General features: G+C 69.1%; 15 protein-coding genes and 1 tRNA gene. 12 read left to right on the forward strand and 4 right to left on the reverse strand.

What is annotated here, in order from left to right; genetic code table 11:
• Positions 1 to 44: 44 nt before the first annotated feature.
• The 7 genes from F4561_RS25760 to F4561_RS25790 all read left to right on the forward strand — a co-directional run bounded on the left by F4561_RS25760 (position 45) and on the right by F4561_RS25790 (position 9,558).
• Positions 45 to 725 carry a class I SAM-dependent methyltransferase gene (locus F4561_RS25760; protein ID WP_184582505.1) on the forward strand — a complete coding sequence of 227 codons (681 nt, stop codon included), beginning with the start codon at positions 45 to 47 and terminating at the stop codon, positions 723 to 725.
• Positions 722 to 3,676: a type I polyketide synthase gene (locus F4561_RS25765; protein WP_184582506.1), complete on the forward strand. Its 2,955-nt coding sequence runs from the start codon at positions 722 to 724 to the stop codon at positions 3,674 to 3,676. The genes F4561_RS25760 and F4561_RS25765 overlap by 4 nt, the downstream gene beginning before the upstream one ends.
• A 166-nt stretch (positions 3,677 to 3,842) precedes the next feature.
• Positions 3,843 to 4,694 carry an SAM-dependent methyltransferase gene (locus F4561_RS25770; RefSeq protein WP_184582508.1) on the forward strand — a complete coding sequence of 284 codons (852 nt, stop codon included), beginning with the start codon at positions 3,843 to 3,845 and terminating at the stop codon, positions 4,692 to 4,694.
• A 15-nt stretch (positions 4,695 to 4,709) separates the two neighbouring features.
• Positions 4,710 to 7,073 carry a DEAD/DEAH box helicase gene (locus F4561_RS25775; protein WP_184582511.1) on the forward strand — a complete coding sequence of 788 codons (2,364 nt, stop codon included), beginning with the start codon at positions 4,710 to 4,712 and terminating at the stop codon, positions 7,071 to 7,073.
• 634 nt (positions 7,074 to 7,707) lie between these two features.
• Positions 7,708 to 7,780 (forward strand) — tRNA-Lys (locus F4561_RS25780).
• Between the two features lie 521 nt (positions 7,781 to 8,301).
• Positions 8,302 to 8,445 (forward strand): hypothetical protein, encoded by a 144-nt coding sequence (locus tag F4561_RS25785; protein ID WP_184582513.1) that lies wholly within the window; start codon positions 8,302 to 8,304, stop codon positions 8,443 to 8,445.
• A 468-nt stretch (positions 8,446 to 8,913) separates the two neighbouring features.
• On the forward strand, positions 8,914 to 9,558 hold the full coding sequence (locus tag F4561_RS25790; protein ID WP_184582515.1) for a dihydrofolate reductase family protein: 645 nt from the start codon (positions 8,914 to 8,916) through the stop codon (positions 9,556 to 9,558).
• A 210-nt stretch (positions 9,559 to 9,768) separates the two neighbouring features.
• On the opposite strand, the gene F4561_RS25795 is transcribed toward F4561_RS25790, so the two are convergent.
• Positions 9,769 to 10,098 carry a hypothetical protein gene (locus F4561_RS25795; protein ID WP_184582517.1) on the reverse strand — a complete coding sequence of 110 codons (330 nt, stop codon included), beginning with the start codon at positions 10,096 to 10,098 and terminating at the stop codon, positions 9,769 to 9,771.
• Between the two features lie 389 nt (positions 10,099 to 10,487).
• Between F4561_RS25795 and F4561_RS25800 the strand changes: the two genes are divergently transcribed.
• Positions 10,488 to 10,886: a hypothetical protein gene (locus F4561_RS25800; RefSeq protein WP_184582518.1), complete on the forward strand. Its 399-nt coding sequence runs from the start codon at positions 10,488 to 10,490 to the stop codon at positions 10,884 to 10,886.
• A 258-nt stretch (positions 10,887 to 11,144) separates the two neighbouring features.
• Positions 11,145 to 12,257, forward strand: coding sequence for a CapA family protein (locus tag F4561_RS25805; protein WP_312885541.1), 1,113 nt, complete (start codon positions 11,145 to 11,147; stop codon positions 12,255 to 12,257).
• 587 nt (positions 12,258 to 12,844) lie between these two features.
• Here F4561_RS25805 and F4561_RS25810 read toward each other — a convergent pair.
• The gene (locus F4561_RS25810) at positions 12,845 to 13,420 is read right to left on the reverse strand and encodes a hypothetical protein (RefSeq protein WP_312885542.1); all 576 of its coding nucleotides are present in this window, start codon (positions 13,418 to 13,420) and stop codon (positions 12,845 to 12,847) included.
• 152 nt (positions 13,421 to 13,572) lie between these two features.
• Between F4561_RS25810 and F4561_RS33825 the strand changes: the two genes are divergently transcribed.
• From F4561_RS33825 to F4561_RS25825, 3 genes are all read left to right on the forward strand, one after another.
• Positions 13,573 to 14,847 (forward strand): sensor histidine kinase, encoded by a 1,275-nt coding sequence (locus F4561_RS33825; protein ID WP_184582520.1) that lies wholly within the window; start codon positions 13,573 to 13,575, stop codon positions 14,845 to 14,847.
• Entirely contained in the window at positions 14,844 to 15,485 is a 642-nt protein-coding gene (locus F4561_RS25820) for a response regulator transcription factor (RefSeq protein WP_184582522.1), read from the forward strand. Before F4561_RS33825 ends, F4561_RS25820 begins: the two co-directional genes overlap by 4 nt.
• 166 nt (positions 15,486 to 15,651) lie before the next feature.
• Complete coding sequence (locus tag F4561_RS25825; RefSeq protein WP_184582524.1) at positions 15,652 to 15,876, forward strand: hypothetical protein; 225 nt, start codon at positions 15,652 to 15,654, stop codon at positions 15,874 to 15,876.
• A 467-nt stretch (positions 15,877 to 16,343) separates the two neighbouring features.
• On the opposite strand, the gene F4561_RS25830 is transcribed toward F4561_RS25825, so the two are convergent.
• Positions 16,344 to 17,819: a mannitol dehydrogenase family protein gene (locus F4561_RS25830; protein WP_184582526.1), complete on the reverse strand. Its 1,476-nt coding sequence runs from the start codon at positions 17,817 to 17,819 to the stop codon at positions 16,344 to 16,346.
• Positions 17,807 to 18,202, reverse strand: a complete 396-nt coding sequence (locus tag F4561_RS25835; RefSeq protein WP_184584186.1) for a carbohydrate kinase family protein — start codon at positions 18,200 to 18,202, stop codon at positions 17,807 to 17,809. Before F4561_RS25835 ends, F4561_RS25830 begins: the two co-directional genes overlap by 13 nt.
• Position 18,203: the final 1 nt, after the last annotated feature.

The following is an 18,203-nucleotide window of genomic DNA, read 5'->3' on the forward strand; positions in this document are numbered from 1 at the left end:
CGGGGCAGTCCCAGGCTGCTCTCCTCTGTTCGAGCGAGGTTCTCTTGTCCGACACCCCCCAGGTTCCCGTGTCCTCGCCCAACCCGGGCCTGTATCGCCCGTGGGTACTGCGCTTCATCTATGGCCCTGTTGTGATCGGCATCAGCCACCCCCTGGTGTGGGGGGTCTCCAACCGCTCGCTGCGCCACCTCCACGCCAGTCGCGTTGGCCCGACCCACGTGGAGGTCGGCCCCGGCAACGGTCACCTGCTGGCGCGGCTGCCCCGGCGCACCCCAATGCAGCGCCTAGAGCTGCTCGACCTCAATCCCGCCTGTTTGCACCACACCCAGCGCCGGCTGCGCCGCCGGGCGTTCGCGGTGCACACCCACCAGGCAAACGCGCTGGACCCTTGGCCACTGGCCAGTTCCAGCGTGGATTCGGTGAGCGCCATGATGGTGCTGCACACCCTGCCCGGCGAGACCATCGCCGCCAAAGCCCTTCTGGTGCGCGAAGCTGCACGGGTCCTCAAACCGGGCCGCACTCTCGTGGGCTGCACGATCCTGGCCCGCGGTGTGTCCATCTCCGCTCGGGCTGAGCGCCTGATGGACGTCTACAACAGCAAGAACAACACCTTCCACAACACCGGAGACTCCCTCGGCGATCTGACAGCGGTGCTGAAGCAGCACTTCCCCCACGTCACGGTGCGCACGCAGGGCTGTGTCGCGGTGTGGGAGGCCACCAAATGAGCGCGCCGGCCTACACCAACGACAGCGTGGCACTCGTCGGCATGGCCTGCCGACTGCCCGGCCACATCACCACACCCCACAGGTTCTGGGAGGTGCTGGTGAGCGGGCGCACCATGATCACCCCCGCCGATCCCCAGCATCCACGCGCGGCGATCCTGCCGGCCGGCATCCTCGACAACGACGCCTTCACCGGGTTCGATCACACCCACTTCACCCTTACCGCCGACGAGGCCGCAACGCTGGACCCCCAACAACGCTGGGGGCTTGAGCTCACTGACGAAGCGCTGCAGCACGCCGGCATCGCCCCCGCGACGCTGCGTGGCACCGGGACCGGGGTGTGGTGGGGCTCCTCCTACCTCGACCACGCCATCACCACCCTGGGTGAGGGCGGCGACGCGATGACCATGGTCGACACCGCCGCCGCGCTACCCAGCATGGCGCCGGGACGCATCTCGCGGTCCTTCGACCTGCGTGGGCCCAGTGAGTTGGTCGACACCGCCTGCTCGGCCTCGCTGGTCGCGCTGCACAACGCCCACCAGGCGCTGCGCCTGGGCGAAGTCGACCTGGCCATCGTGGGCGGAGCCAACGCGTTGGTGCTCGACACCCACACGCGTATGTTCCGCAACTCCGGCGTCCTCTCTCCTACCGGGCGTGCACGCCCGTTCGACCAGAACGCCGACGGGTTCGTGCGCGGCGAAGGCGCCGTAGTGGTGGTGCTGCAACGCCTATCTGATGCCCACCGGGCGGGTTGTCCGGTGCGGGCTCGCATCCTTGCCAGCGCCCGCAACAACGACGGCAACAGTCCGGGCGGGGTGGGCGCGCCCTCGCACCGCGCCCAGGCCGACCTGCTGCGCCAGGTCTACGCCCACGCCGGCATCGAGGCGGGCGCGGTGGACTACCTCCAGACCCACGGCACCGCGACGCCCTCGGGCGATAATGCCGAGCGCGCCGCACTCGAGCGCGTAGTGGGCCGCGCTCGATCCACAGCCTCGCAAGGGCCGGCGTGGTTGGGGTCCACCAAGTCCGTCGTAGGCCATCTGGAAGGCGCTGCCGGACTGGCCTCGGTACTTGCTGCGGTGCTCGCCCTGGAGCACGAGACCATCCCGCCCACCGCAGGCCATGCCCTGCCCATGCCGCAGCTGCGCGACGACGTAGCCCTGCAGGTGCCCACCACACCGGTGCCTTGGCCCACCACCGACAGGGGCAACCGGGCCGTAGGGGTGAGCGCGGTCGGATTCACCGGAACCAACGCCCACATCATCCTTCAGGAACCCACCCCCGTCCGTGCCGAGGCCGACCCGTCACAGCACGGTGCGGGGGTGCATCTGGTGCCGGTCTCCGCGGCCGGCCCAGTCGAGGCCCGCGAAACCGCGGGCGCCTGGTCGCAGGCACTCTCCGAAGCAACCGTGCCCCTCGTCGAGGTCGCCGCAACAGCCCAGCACCGCCGCGACCACCACCTCCACCGAGCGGTCGTGGTGGCTACCTGCAACGATGAGGCCACCTCAGGGATGGACGCACTCACCGCCGGGGTACCACATCCAGCCCTAATAGGACCACGCACCGCGCCCCAGCGCCGGCCGCGCGTGGTCTTCGTGTTCCCCGGCCATGGCCACCACCACCCTCACATGGGCCACGACCTGGCCGTACGCGAACCCGTCTATGCCAAGGCGCTCGCCCGCGTCCATGCCGCCTTGGAGCCCTACCTAGACCAGCCACCCTGGAAACCCGACAGTAACCAGGCGTTGGAGGGCCTGCACACCCTCCAACCCGCCGGGGTCGCCCACCAGATCGCTCTGAGCGCGCTGCTGACTCACTGGGGCATCACCCCCGATGCGGTGGTGGGCCACAGCGCAGGCGAAGTCGCCGCCGCCCACACCGCCGGCATTCTGTCCCTGGACGAGGCCGCGCACCTGGTGGCCGAACGGAGTCGACTCCTTCAGCGCGCCGCTGCTCGCGGGGCGATGGCTGCCGTGGGCCTGGGTGCGGAGCAGGCCCAGGCTGCGCTGGCCTCCAACCCCACACTGCGCCTGGCCGCCGTCAACGGGCCCCGCTCCTGCGTGGTGGCTGGGACACACACCGATCTGCACCATCTGTGTGAACGGCTCCAGGCCGATGGCATCACCGCCCGCCTCATGGCCGACGCACCGCCGGCCCACCACCCCGAACTGCTGGGTGAGGCCGCCAACTATCTCAGCGAACGCGTCCGCCACCTGGCCCCGCACACCGGGACGATCCCGCTGTACTCCACCGCCACTGGTGAGCGCGTCGATGGACCCGAGCTCGACCCCGACTACTGGGCCCACCAGCTACTGACCACCGTGCAGCTCCACCCCACCATCGAGCACCTGGCCCACGGCGAGCCGAGTGTGTTCGTCGTGCTGGGAGCACGCCCCCTGCTTGCCGCCGAACTCACCGACACCCTGGCCACCACGCCCACTTACGACCCCAGCGCCCCTCCCGTGATCAGCTGCGATAGCAACGTCGACAACGAGCAGACCGCCTGGCTGAGCGCCCTGGCCGAGGCCCACACACGCGGCATCCCCATCACCTGGCCCGCCCCCACCCACTTTCCAGCCACAAACCTGCCGCCCCGCACCTGGGCCCGCCCCGCACCCACGCCACCTGCCCCGACAGCACTGCGTGACCGTCTGGCGCACGCGGCCACCTCCTGCGAACGGCGCGCGGCCATCACCACCGCCCTGACCGCGCTGATTACCCCCGTGGTGGCCGCCCGCTACGGCCACACCGTCGACCTCGCCCCCGATGCCGACCTCACCGAACTCGGCCTGGACTCGCTGACCATCGTCGCGCTGCGCCACAAGATCACCCGACTGCACCCCGGCCTGGCCGATCTTCCCCTGACACACCTGCTCATCCCCGGCCGCGCCACCACGCTTGAGCAACTCATCACCGCCATCACGACCCACCTCACCAGCCGGGTCACCACATGAAACCGCCAGCACCCACCGCTCCCGGCACGAACTCAGGCTGGGCCCCAAGCAGGCCCGCCTGGGTTCGCCAGCCGGCACGCCGGCCGCGCCCTGCCCTCTCCCCTCCGGGACCTGTCCCGGCGGGGCGCGGCCACCACACCACCAACCGCACACGAGGACCGAGCTGATGGATTTCCCTTTCGACGCGCCCACCCACTGTGCCCCCTGGGTGAACACTCCGATCGACACCAGCGAGCCCAGCATCGCCCGGGTCTATGACGCGGTGCTGGGCGGCAAGGACAACTTCGCCGCCGACCGCGAAGTCGCGCTGAAGTTTCTGGAAGTTCCTGGTGCCCAGGTGACGCCGTTCGACAACCGGCGCTGGCTAAAGCGGGTCACCCAATGGTTGGTGGGCCAGGCGAGAATTCGCCAGATCATTGACCTCGGCAGTGGGTTGCCCACCACCAGCAGCATTCACGAGTTCGCCGGCCAGGTCGCCGACGACGTCCGCGTGGTCTATGTGGACAACGATCCCAGCGTGCTGGCCCATGGGCGCGCCCTGCTAGCCACCAGCGACAACACCACCGTCGTCACCGGCGATGTGTGCGACACCGATGCCCTCCTCACCGACCCGGACCTGCTCAACCTCATCGATGTTGAGCGCCCCTTCGCGGTACTGCTGGCCAGTGTGCTGCACCACCTGCCCGACGGCGAAGACCAGAGGGTCGCCGCACATCTGCGCGCCCACCTGCGTCCCGGCTGCTACCTCGCTATCGCCAACTTTCACAACCCCGGCCCCAGCGATCCGCGCGCCCGTGCAATCGAATCCGCGCTCGTCGACGGCGGCCTGGGCTCAGGATGGGTGCGGCCCTGGCCCCAGCACCGCATGTACTTCGGCGACCTCGACCTCGTCCCCCCAGGGTTGTGCCCCGTCAACGAATGGCGCCCCGACAACGAGACCCCCGACAGCTCACCCGTGCACCACCTCTACATCGGTGGCGTGGGCTACCGCCCCGAGGCCGGTCTGGATTATTCGTGACGGAAGGGTTCTGTCGTGGATCAGAATCTGTTGCGTCCTCATCAAGTGGAGTCCGTGGAGGCTTCCCTGAAGGCATTGGCCCGCCAGAGCCGGGTGCACGATGTCATGGCGTGCGGTACCGGTAAGACCCGTGTTGGGCGCGCCCTGGCCGATGCGCTGCTGCCCGAGGGGGGACGGGTGCTGGTGGCCGCACCCCGCATCAACTTGTTGATCCAAGCCCTGGCCGAATATCGCCTCTTCGGTGATGCGGGCCTCGGTGAGATCCTCGTGGTCTGCAGCGACCGCCACCTCGGCGACGACACTCGGCTGGCCGGGTTGGCGGTGTCGGTGACGACCGACCCTGAGCGTATTGCCGCTACTGGTCGTGCTGGGCGGCTGACGTGCTTTTGCACCTATGACTCGCTGGGCGCGCTGATCGAGGCGCACCAGCGGGGGATGCCGCCGTGGGATCTCCTCCTCGCTGACGAGGCCCACTACCTGATTGGCCGGGGGGCCTGGGCCCGCATCCATGACGACGCCGCGATTCCGGCCCGGCGCCGCAAGTACACCACCGCCACTCCCCGAGTGGTCCACCAGGATGACCGCACCGGCGATCCTCACATTGCCAGCATGGATGACCAGGACGTCTTTGGTGAGCGCGCCTACGAGTTCTCCTTCGCCGAGGCGATCCGCCGCGGCCTACTGGCCCCGTTTCGCGTGGTCACCCCGGTGATCACGCGCACGCACGTGCGCCAGCTTGTCGCGCGCAGCCAACACCTCGAACTGGGTCGCGCGGCCATCTCCGCTGACGTGGCCGCCTTGCAGGTGGCGACCCTGAAAGCGATGGTGGAGTTCGGGGGGCAGCGCGCGCTCACGTTCCACCCCCGGCGCACGGATGCGCGGCTATGGGCAATCAACCTGGGCCACATCCCCGCCCTGCTTGAGGACTGGGACGGGCAGGTGTGGGCGCATCATCTCAACGGAGACCACCACGGCCGCCAGCGCTCCCGTGTACTGGAGGAGTTCGCCACCCCCACCACGGACACGGCCCCGGTGAAACGCTTCGTGACCAACGTCGCGCTGTTTCGCGATGGGTTTGACGCGCCCGGCTGCGACACCATCGTCGTCACCCACCCCATAACCTCCACCACCATGGGGGTCCAGATGCTCAGCCGGGCGCTGCGCGTCGACCCCGATCGCCTCGACAAGGTCGCCACCTTCATCCTGCCCATCCTGCTGGGCGAGGACGATGCGGTCGCAACCGCCGTGGAATCACCGGTGTGGGAGCCCGTGTGGGCGGCGCTACGCGCCCTCGGCTCCATGGACAACGCGCTTCTGGACTGGGCACGCGCCCAACGGCGCCGCCACGGCGCCCACACTGACCAGACGCAGGACGCGGGGACACGGTTGCCCTCGTGGTGGCATATCCGTGGCGTTCCCATGCCCGAGACGTTCGCCGCCGCCATTGGGGTGCGGGCCATGCGCACCCTCGCGCCCTCCGACGAGGAATATCTGGGCGCCTGCGAAGCCTTCCGTGCCGCACACGCCCACCTGCGCATCCCTCAGGACCACGTCACTGCCCATGGGCTGCAGCTCGGCGAATGGTTTCGCTACAAGCGGCGATGCTACAACGCTGGTGCCCGCGGTCCGGTCTATGACCATCTGGAGCAGCTCGGCGCGACCTTCAACTACGCCGAGAAGCGAAAACAGGCCGTGCGCACGGCCGTCGATGACTACTACCGCCAGCACGGCCACCTCAACGTCCCCGGAAGCTTCGTCACCGACGACGGCATCCAACTCGGATCGGTGATTAGGAACACGAGAAGGCTGTACCACAAAGGAAAAGTCTCGCCCGAAGACGTTTCCTGGTGGAATTCCTACGACATGATCTGGTCTTATCAGGAAGCGATCTACCAATCCGTCGACGACTACTACCGCCAGCATGGCCACCTGGACGTTCCCGCTGACTACGTCACCGAAAACGGAGTGAAGCTGGGCTCCAACATCCAGACCGTGCGCCACAAAGGAACCACCGGCGCGCTCACCCCGGAGGAAGTCGCTTGGTGGAATTCTTACGACATGATCTGGGACGCCTCAACACTGGCCAGAAAACGCCAATCCGACCGCAAATGGGAGACCGGTTTCGCGTTCGCCCAACGCTACTACCAGCGCAACGGTGACCTGCATGTACGCAAAAAGGATAACCCTATTCACGACGAGGTCGGGCGCTTCCATCTCTACGACTGGCTCAAACGTCAGCAACGCAACTGGCACGACTTACCCCAGGACAAACGCCACCGCTTGGCCAATATCGGATTCGTTCCCACCTGGAAGTCCCAGTTGCAACTTCCCAGCTCGCCCCATAGCCAGAACCCTCGGCCAGGGAGCCGAACAAGTTGAGAAACGCCCGCGCCCGAAACGCGACGGCGCCATCGAACAGCTTCGGATTCGACATAGCCTCCCGGATGTCTGAGGCGCGTCCGCAGAAGAGAGAAGCCTCACCACGCTCGCACACAATTAACCGGAGGTCAGTCCCTCATGCGCCTCATCACTGCGATGGTTTGTGCCAACTCTCTGGCTCGGGGGAACTCCGTTCATACCTCCACGGAGAGCCAGCCTCCCCAGGGGATACCGTGTAATGATGGCCGGAGCCCTGTCCGGTAAGCCCGGGGCACCTCAGGCGCTCCGGCCACTATGAGCCACCACCTCGGCCGGTTCCTGGCCGCGGCACAGTCGTGTGCCAACTCGAATGCCCACCAGTCCCCCACCTGGGTAGAGATCCTGTAGTGCGCACGCCTGGGTGCTCCGTGGGTGCTCGGTGGTTTCGGACGCGACCAACACCGAACGGCACGGGACATCACGAACCAACACGTGAGCTGCAACGACACCCCAAGCGCCCGTCTGCCGGCGCGCTTGCACCGATGACGGGACATCGGTACTCCCCACACCCCGATCAACCGGGCATACACGCACGAGAATCCGGTAAAGTTGCGCGCAGTGGCAGGACTCACGGCAGACAGCCAACCCGCCTCACGGGCCCTTAGCTCAACTGGCAGAGCAATGGACTTTTAATCCATGGGTTCAGGGTTTGCTCCCCTGGGAGCCCACAACGAAATCCCAGGCCATAGGGCATTCGGTCCACCCACCGGCTCGGGGTGAGCACGGATGGGTGCTCGATGGTTTGGACCCGGTCGTCGGCGCAGGTCACGCGGAGACTGGCCGTCACGGCGAACGCGGGTTCGGTGCGCTTTGCCCGATTTGCCGTGCAATGAAGCGGTGTGGCGAGGCCGGCGAAGCAGCGCAGCCACAAGCTGAGTCGCGGTTGTCGCGGCCTGACCCGCGATGACGCGGCAGCTGTTTCTCGTCCTGCTGCCCAGTTCCTCCATAGCTTCGGCGCAGCACCGCGGGTAAGCGGCGTTGAAGCGCCGCACCTCAGGATCGGTAGTCCTCGGCGAGCGGGACCAGGTCTGCTGGGGTCCCCGCCAGTGGGAGCTCGCCCAGGTGCACTACACCCACCACAGGTTCGGCCGCCCCGACGCGTCCGATGTGGACCCTGCGCTGCGTCCTACGGCTGGGACGTCCGTAACTGGGAGGGCCTGGAGACCCTGATCGCCGTGCGCGAGGTGCGATGATCAGCGCCTTCATCCGCACCGCCGTGGCCACGCCGTTCTCCCGCAACGAGCGTGCCCACCGCCTGCATGCCCTCCGCAAAGGCGGTACCACGGCCAGCAGGAACCCGCCCGGCTCGCAGGAGGAACTCCTCCCGCCGTGACATCGGGCGTCTGCAACCAATGGGGGTTGCGGGTGGGGACGTGTTTCGTGGGCCCCACCCGATGCCCCCAGTGGCCTACGACGCGCACGATCGGTGACCGGATGCGGTCGTAATGATCACGGAAGCCGTGCAGTGGCGGAATTGTGGGGTTCTGTGCTGCGCGTCACCGTTGCGTGGGGAGGTGGGCTTCGAGATCGAGCCGCCGCCGGGGTTCGGGCCTGCCAGTACTGACAAGCGGCTGGTTGGGCAGGTGCGTGAGGCGGTGAAGCGGGATGATGGCGGCGGTGGCTTCGGCTGCTTCTTTGGCCACGCTGTCGCAAGGACACTGACCGCGGGACAGGGTGGTGACCGATGCACCAGGTGAAGCGGTCGACGAGCACGAGGGCGGGTGCCGGCGCAGCGATGAGTCTGCCGGCGCCCACAGGTCTAACCTCCCGAGCGAAACAACCAACTCCTTGGGAGTAAGGCATGGGTCTCATCCACATCGAGCTGTTCGCAACCCTTGACCTCGTCGGGCAGTCGCCCGGCGGCCCCGACGAGGACCCGGCGGGGTTCCCGTTCGGCGGCTGGCAGGCGCCTCTGCTGGACGAGGTCGCCGGGGCGCAGATCGGTGCCGCGTACGAGGGCACGGACGCCCTCCTGCTCGGCCGCCGGACGTATGACATCTTCGCCGCCTACTGGCCGCACCAGGAGGGCGGCGCGGACAACGAGATCGCCGCGCTCTTCAACAGCGTCCCGAAGTACGTGGCCTCCCGCGGCAGGCCCGACCTCTCGTGGGCCGGGTCCACCCAGCTCGGCCCGGATCTGGCCGGCGCGGTGCGCGAGATCCGTGACCGGCACGAGCACATCAAGGTCGTCGGGAGCCTGAACCTGGTGCAGACCCTCCTGCGCGAGAAGCTTTTCGACCGTCTCGACCTCTGGGTGCACCCGATCGTGCTCGGCGTCGGGAAGAAGGTGTTCGACGGTGGCGCGGTGCCCACGAACGTCACGCTCCTCGAACCGCCGGTAGCCGGTCCGAAGGGCACCGTGTACCTGCGCTACGGGCTCGCCGATGGCACGCCCGCTACGGGGGATATGAGCGCACCCGATCGCGGTGCCGGGCGCGACGACTGAAGCCGCCCCGCGCCAGAGGGTGCGTGTCGTCGGCGGTGAATCCGCCAAGTCGGCATTGCGTCACGGCGTCGGCGGTTCGAGGTGCCGACACCGTCACGCAATGGTCCCGAAGACCCCGCCGCCCCTGTATCACAGCCGTGGGCGGGGACTGTGGTCTGCGGTTTCGCGTCCGCGGTAGTGGGCGGTGCGGGCTCGGTGCTGGTGGCGTCGTCACCAGCGGGACCAGGCGAGAATCTGTTCGGTGGTCGCAGTGGTGCGGGCCAGGAGCGTGGTGAACCGGCGGCGTGCTTCGGCCAGCGTGACCGCGATGAGCCCGGCCTCGTCGGTGGTGGACCCGGCGGCGTCCATCACGATGGCCAGAACGGTGAGGAAGGCATGGGCGAGCATGGCCATGGTTGTCCACTGGTGCCAGGAGCTCCAGCGGCGGACCTGGTGCTCGTCCAGCCCGGCGTGGCCCTTGGCGGCCTGGAAGTTCTCCCCGACGATCCACCGGCGACGTGCACGAGATCGCGAACGGGGATCGGGCGTGGAATCCACCACCAGTACCAGGCCAGCTCACCAGTGGTGTCGCTGCGGCGCACGAGCAGGGTGTGGTGGCCGGACCGAGGTCGGGGCCGTCGGGCTCGGGCAGGATACCGACGATCGCCCAGGAGTACCAGCGGTGCCCTTTGGCCCCTTCCCCGGTCGACAGGCCCCCGCACATCGGGCGGAATCAGGTCGGTCACCTTGTCGGCCCTCTTGGCCCCGGCCTGGATGGTCACGCGGGCGGTTTCGTGCCGGATCAGGACGCCAGCAGGTCACCGCGTGGATTACCTCGATGCTGTGAGTGGGCGATCGATCACGCCGATCAGGTCCTTGCCGCTCAAGAGCACCGCAGCACTGGCATCGGCAACCGAGCAGCGATCAGATAAGAAGTCGTACGGACAAGTGTGCGCGCCGTCGGTGTCGACTACGCCAGGCACCTTCCCGGCCTGTTCGCCGTCAGCTACTTCGACCCCGTCTACACCGACCTGATCGGCGAAGACAGGTTCGCGGCCCTTCGGGCCGCCGGCGTCCGCAGGCTCGACTACGGCCGCCTCGTCGAGGTCTCCCCCGGCCCCGCCGATAGGAACAGCCGGACCCTGCACGATCTCGGCCCCGAGCACTTCTTCCGCAAAGCCGACCTCGGCGCCCCCGACTGGGGGTGTGAACCGCTCCGGGCTCTCCGAAGCCACCGGGATTCCCCGACTCAGGCGGCGGCCGCCAGGCCGGTGCCGGACGCATTGCGGTGCGGGGATCGGCGGGCCGGGGCCGCCCCTCAGGCGGGACGTCCGAATCGCCGCAGATGAGTAGCCGGTCCCTTTCAACCCGAATGCCCCCTTTCGCGTCCTATTGAGGGAGCGACGACCGACAGGGCTCCTTTTTCCGTCCCCCACGTAACGGGGAGCCGGCGTGACAGCACAGCCACACCGGCCGCCCCTCCCGCCATGGCCTCGCCCGCGGCCCCCCGCGGATTCGGGTCAGGAGGGCCGGCAGGTTCGACGGGCTGGCCGCGGACGCCGTCCCCGTCCGCAGGCGGGGAGGTACCCGCGCATACGGAGACGCACGTGGCCGCCAGAACACATCCCCCACACCCCTTCCTGCTGCGGCGCTGCGCGCTGCTCGCCGTGGCGGTGCTGGTACTTGCCTTATCCGGAGAGCCCGACGCCCCGGGCCCCGCCGAAGACCAGGGGGCGACGGCCGAGGAGGCCGACGCCCCCGAGTCCCCGGCCGGACCGCAGCCGTTCACCGTCGCCTTCGGCGGCGACGTGATGTTCGACGGCATACTGGCCGACCGGTTGGACTCCGACCCCGGCACCGCCATGGGGCCGGTCTCCGAGGTGTTCGCCCGGAGCGATCTCAGCATCGTGAACCTGGAAACCGCCGTGACCGAGGGGGGCACGTCGGCTCCCGCCAAGGAGTTCGTCTTCCGGGCTCCCCCCTCGGCCTATGAGGCCCTGCACTCCGCGGAGGTCGATGTCGCCACGGTCGCCAACAACCACGGCATGGACTACGGCGTGGATGGACTGGAGGACACGCTCGACCACGCCGAGGACGCCGGGTTCCCGATCGTGGGCGCCGGCCGGAACGCCGACGAGGCGTACTCCCCCCACCGGGTCGAGGTCAACGGCAACACGGTCGCGATTCTCGGCGCCACCGATGTCATCGACGGGCACCTGATCCCGGACTGGGTCGCCGGCGACGGGCGCCCCGGGCTCGCCTCGGTCAAGGGCGAGGCACTGGAACGCATGTTGGAGGCGGTCGGCGAGGCCGAGGCGGAGGCCGACACCGTCCTCACCTACCTGCACGCCGGCCTGGAGGGGGAGCACTGCCCGCTTCCGCACGCGCCGGACCTCGCGCGCCAGCTCATCGACGCCGGCGCCGACGTCGTCGTCAACTCCCACGCCCACGTGCTCGGCCCCGGCGGGTACCTCGACGGCGCCTACGTGCACTACGGGCTGGGCAACTTCGCCTTCTACAACTTCAGCGGCCCCACCGCCGAGACCGGTGTACTCCGGCTCACCATGCGGGAGGGGGAGGTGCTGGAGGACGAGTGGCTGCCCGGGCGGATCCGGGGCGGGGTCCCGACCCTGTACGAGGGCGAGCAGGCCACGAGCGCGCTGGGAACCTGGGAAGGTTACCGGGACACCTGCGGCCTGGAGCTGGGCGACGAGCCGTGAGTACACGATCCGGCCGGTACCGCCTGGGGAGAGCGGGGCGTCCCGCCGTGCGGCTAGCGGCCGGCGGGCCCGGCCTCAAGGGCGCGAAGCGCCGGCCGCGTGGCGTTGTAGCCGCACATGCCGTGCACCCCGTTATGTTCTTGGTGGCCCCGCAAGAGGGCCGCTGACCTTTGGGCCCGGCATGACTGTGTCCCTCTGTCGTTCAGATGACCTGGGGAACTCCGTTCATACCTCCGCGGAGCCAGTCTCCCGAGGGGATACCGTGTAACGATTGCCGGAGCCCTGCCAGGTAAGCCCGGGGCACCCCAGGCGCTCCGGCCACTACGATGTCACCGCGTCGGCCGGTTCCTGGCCGCGGCACAGTCGTGTGCCAGCTGGAGTGCACGCCAGCCCTGCTCCCCCACCTGGGTAGAGAGCCTGTAAGTGGGTGCTCGATAGTTTGGAACAAGACCTATCCCGGGTTCAAGGCTGTGTAGACGACGCACCAGGCACCTGGCCTGTTCACTGGGAGTCCGTTGTGCATCAGTTGGCCGGGAACCTCGGCGCACGCAGCCCGCTTGGTCAGCAGGCGACCGAGGACGGGTGGGCTACTGGGCCAGGCGCCGATGCGGGCGTGTACGGCGGCGGTGGTACGCCAGGGTCACGGCGGCCAGCAGCGGCCCCCATGCCAATGACGGGGCATACAACCAGGCGACCCAGTCCGCCGGTCCGCTGAAATCGGTGTCGGCGGGCACGTTGAACGAGCTCAAGGCGCGCGCCTGCTCCAGCGTCTGCGGGTCCTCCCAGAGGAGGCCGAGTTCTTGTGCCGCCATGGTGACGCTGAGCACGGTGACCGCGACCGCGCCGATCGTGGCGGGGAGAACGGCCGCACGGACGGGGATGCGCCGCCCGCCCAGCAGTGGGACCCATCGCGGCAGCAGTTCGCCCCAGGAGTGGACCAGCCCAAGGGTCAGCAACCCGAGGCTCATCTCGGCCACGGTGAGCACCAGCATGTACCAGCCATCGGCCACGCCCGTGGTGGCTACCAGCTGGGTTCGCCACACCGATGACGGCAGCAGGCACAGCGGCACCGCGTAGGCGGCAGCGACCGCCCAACGAGGCGGCTTGGCGGATACGACCGGGTGGGGACTGTTCAGCCCGTCGGTGGTCTGCGCCGTTGTCACAAGCTCCTCCTCCGTGCGAGCGTCACCCGTGCTGTCGGGCGAGGGCCTGTCCAGCTTCGCCGCCGCGGCCGGTGAGAATAACCCTCGCGGGAGGGAACCGGGTCCCTCACGTGAGGGACCCGGCCGTCTGTGGGCTTTGACAGGATGATGCTGTGTTTGCTGTCTCGGCGGTGCTGCGGCGACCTGTCACGTACCTGCGGGTGGTGTTCCTGCTGGTCGGCTCGGCGTTGGCCTTGTCGTTCGCGCTGCTGGACGGCACGCTGATCCTGATCATGGCCCGGCAGATGGGCGGGCTGCTCACGATCGCGGTCGCTGTGGTGATTGTCGTCGTCCCACCAGTGGTGCTTGGGCTAATGTCAGCGGTGCGTCAGGTCGAGGCCGCTGCGGCGGAGTCGCTGCTGGGTGTGACCTTCCTCCATGGCACGCCGGGGCCGGCGCGCCACGCTGGGCAGCGGGTCCGGGCCGCGACGTGGTTCGTGCTGCACCTGCTCGCCGGTGGCGTGGTGATCCTCGACGCGGCCGTGGTGGTTCCGATCGGGTGGGCGCTGATAACGGCGCCGGTGCGCGTGCCGGCGGGCATGCCGGTGTCGTCGCTGTCGGCCCTGGGTTGGCTGCGTGCCACCGGCGGGTGGGGTGATGCCTGGATGCCTCTCGCTGGCCTGGTGTGTCTGGCCGCCGCGGTGACGGCTCCGATGGGGTTGGGGGCGCTAGTCGCCCGCGCGGCGCCTGCGTTGCTCGGCCCGTCGACCGCGGAGCGGCTGCAGCGCCTGCAGGCGCAGACCGCGTGGCTGGCCGAAAGCAACCGGATCGCCCGCGAGTTGCACGACAGCGTCGGGCATGCGCTGAGCCTGGTGACTCTGCAGGCGGTGGCGGCCCGCAAGCTACGCACCCGCGACCCGCAGTTCGCCGACGAGGCACTGGAAACAATCGAGTCGACGGCGCGGGCGGCGACCGCCGATCTCGATCACATGCTAGGGCTGCTGCGCGATGGCACGGCCTATGCCGAGAAGACCTGTGCCCCGGAACCGGATCTAAATGCGCTGGAGCCGCTGATCGCCGCCATCAGAGCCGCTGGTCTGAATATTGAGGCCGATATCGCCGACGACCTGGCCGATCTGCCGGAGGTTGTCAGCCGGGAGGCCTACCGGATCATCCAAGAGGGGCTGACCAACGCGCTACGCCACGCCGCAGACGACTCAGCGCGCTTGGAGATCGCGAGAAGGCCCAGGCGTCTGCTCATCACGGTGACCAACCCAGCCGCGGCCGGCGGCACGGCGCGGCGCGGTCACGGACCGGGAAACAGCCGCGGTGTGGGAGGCATGGCCGAACGGGTGCACGCCCTGGGCGGGTCGATCACCCAGGGCCCCCACGACGGGACCTGGTGTCTGGCTGTAGAACTGCCGCTGCCCACCGGCGGTGCGTCGTGATCCGGGTGCTAATCGCCGACGACGAACCGTTGGCACGCCGAGGGCTGCGCGCGGTCGTCGATTCCGAACCCGACCTCGAAGTGATCGGTGAGGCCGACGACGGCGTGACCGTCATCGAGGCCGCCCGGCGGATGCGCCCCGATGTGGTGCTGATGGACATCCGCATGCCCCGCGTCGACGGGATCCGCGCCACCCAGCTCCTCGAAAACGCTGCGGCCGCACCGGCTGTTCTCGTCGTCACCACCTTCGAGAACGACGACTACGTCTACCAAGCGCTACGCGCCGGAGCCCGCGGCTTCCTACTCAAACGCGCCAACGCCGACCAGTACGTGGACGCCATCCGTACCGTCCACCGCGGCGACTCACTGCTGTTTCCCACCGCCGTGCGCAACCTGGTCGGCAGCTACGGCACCCTCGGCAACGCCAGCCTGCAGCGCGCGAACCTTACCGAGCGCGAACAACACGTGCTGCGGCTCATGGCCCGCGGGTTGTCCAACACCGAAATCGCCGACGAACTGGTGCTCAGTGTCGAGACCATCAAGACTCACGTCCGCAGCGTGCTGGCCAAACTCCAAGCCCGCGACCGCATCCAAGCAGTTATCACCGCCTATGAAAGCGGTTTCGTCCCTCTGCGCTGAATGGGGTCCCCACAAAAATTCAAGCAGTTCACGAAATACTAGCCAGAGTGCGTCTGAAAAGGGGCACGGTGCGCAACGACATGTGGCTGCATACCCGCGCCGCGGCGCTCAACCTCCGGCGTTTGGTCAATCTCGGACTCACACGCGCGTCGCAGTCAAGGCCGAGGTGACGAGCGGATTCAGCCAGGGCGTCGTGAAGGTGCCGTACGGCGAGAAGGCGCAGGTCGCGTTTTCCAGCGGAGGAGACGACTGGGACGACGAGTGGCTCGAACCGGCACAGGACCGGATCGGGCGCGAGCTGTCCCGGCGCGTGGTGGTCGGCGTGCGGCGGGCAGCCCTCGCCGACCCGGTCGTCTCCGAGTTTGCCAGCCTCGTCCGGGCCGAGCTGTAAACCGGTGACAGCAGGTCAGGGCGTTGCCATGGCTGGACGAGCGCGTGCTCGGCGAGGAAGGCGAAAGCCATCTCCTACCACGCCGTGGCGTCGCCGGGTGTGGCGCTCCAGTGCCTCTCGTCCGGGAAGTAGGGGAACTTCCCCGGTACGTCCGCCCGGTCCACGTCGTACCAGAGGCACAGCGCGTTCGCGAGCGAGCGTACGCGGTAGTCCTTGCCGCCGTGTGCACGCCTCGCATCCGCCGCGGGCGGGGCACGGCCGTGATGGCGGCCAGCGGTAGGACGGTGATCGTGGTGCTCCCGCGCGACCGCACCGGACTGGAGATGCGTACTCGCTTCTCTTGGCAGGCCATCAGCCATACGCGGAAGCAGTGGCCGGAATCCCCATGAGGGGCAACGGGGAGGGAAGCGGTGGCGCGCGATCGGCGCACTCCCCCTCCACGCCGCACCCCCTGAGAGCCAGGTCAGCTACCCGGCCGCCGCTTCGCGGGCCGTGGCTCTTACCCCGGCCGCGGCCAGTTGGGTGTACCAGGACTCCACGAGGCCGGTGAACCGCCCCTCATCGAGCAAGGCTCCCGAAACGCCCGCGGCGGCGAGCGCGGGGCGCACCGCGCCGGCGCCGGTCGCGTTCCGAGCCGCCGTGCGCATGGAATCGGCTGCGGGGTCGGACACGGCCAGGGGCGATCCGTCGTCGGCCTTCGCTACAAGTACGCACCTCAGCCATGCGGCGATCGCCAGCGTCGCAACGGCCGGGGTTGTCGACAGCTCCAGCCCGTCGGCGGCGGTGCCGAGCAGCCGCGGCCCCACCTTCAACGAGCCGTCTGCGGCCACCTGCTGGGTGGTGTGCTGCAGCGCGGGATTGGCAAAGCGGTCGAGCACGGTCTCCACGTACCGGTGGTGGTCCAGCCCTTCGGTCACGGGCAGGGTAGGGCGGACCTCGCACTGAGCCAGGCGGCGCGCCGCGGCTTGGAGCTCGGGCACGGCAACGGCCTCGGCGATGGTGCCGATACCGGCTAGGACGCCGGCATAGGCCAGCAGTGAGTGGCACGCGTTGAGGGTGCGCAGCTTCGTCAGCTCATACGGTCGTACGTCGGGCACCACCAGCGCGCCCGCGCGCTCCCATGCCGGGCGGGGTGAGCGGAAGTCGTCCTCGATGACCCACTGGCCGAACGGCTCCGCCACCACCGCCGCCTCGTCGCGCACGCCGAGCGCGGCCTCGACCTCGGCCCGCTCCGCCTCGGTGGTCGCCGGCACGATCCGGTCGACCATGGAGGAGGGGAAGGTGACGTGTTCGGCGATCCAGGCGGCCAGACCGTCGCCACCGGGCAGCAGTGCGCAGAAGGCGAATACGGCCCGGCGGAGCAGTCTGCCGTTGTCGGGCAAGTTGTCGCAGCACACCACCGCCAGTGCCCCCGCGCCCGCGGCCTGGCGCCGCCGCAGTCCGGCCACGAGCCGGCCCACCACCGTTTGCGGTGGCGCACCGGCGGCGTCGGCGCGCACATCCGGGTCGGTGGTGTCAAGGCGGCCTTGTGCGGGATCGAGCCGGTAGGCCTTCTCGGTGACGGTCAGGGTCACCACCGAAACCGCCGGGTCGGCGATGCGGTCGAGCGCCGTTTCGACCTGCGAGGGGCCGTCGATCACCTCCCGCACCACGGGCACCACGCGGTAGCCGGCGCCTGAGCGGCTGCGCGTGGTCACGGTGTACAGCCCGTCCTGCGGCGCGAGCTCGTCGCGCACTCTGGGGCCACGTTGGGTCACCGCACTGATCGCCCAGCGGGTCTGTCCGCTCGCGAGCATCGCGTCCTCGGTGAACACGGCCTGGTGTGCGCGGTGGAACCCGCCTATACCCAGGTGCACGATACCGACCGCCAGGTCGCGGGGGTCCAGAGTACTGCGCGCCCACGGGGGCACCGAGCCCAGCGTCGCGAGATTCAGCCTGGGCACGGCGCCCCCTCGCGGTGTGCGGCGGTACGTGCGAGCGTCGGGATCGCACCGGTGCCGCCGCGCCCGCCGACCGACAGTGTGGCGGCCGCCACCGCCAGCTCGACCGTCGCGGTGATCGGGTCGCCCAGGGCGAGGCGCGCGGTGACCGTGCCCACGAAGACGTCCCCGCCCCCCGTCTGGTCGACGACCCGGGGCGCGGGTGCGTCCGAGAGCGATTGCGCCGGGACGCCCTCGCTCTCCAGCAGGACCCCGGACGCCCCGCACGTGATGGCCGCGGTCGCGGTCTCCCATGAACGGAGGGTGCGGGCGGCGGCCTCCGGGGTGTCGCAGCCCAGCAGCGCCTCGCCGACCACGATGACGTCGTAGTCGTAATCCGTGGCCATC

This window comes from Lipingzhangella halophila, from assembly GCF_014203805.1.
Lineage (GTDB): Bacteria > Actinomycetota > Actinomycetes > Streptosporangiales > Streptosporangiaceae > Lipingzhangella > Lipingzhangella halophila.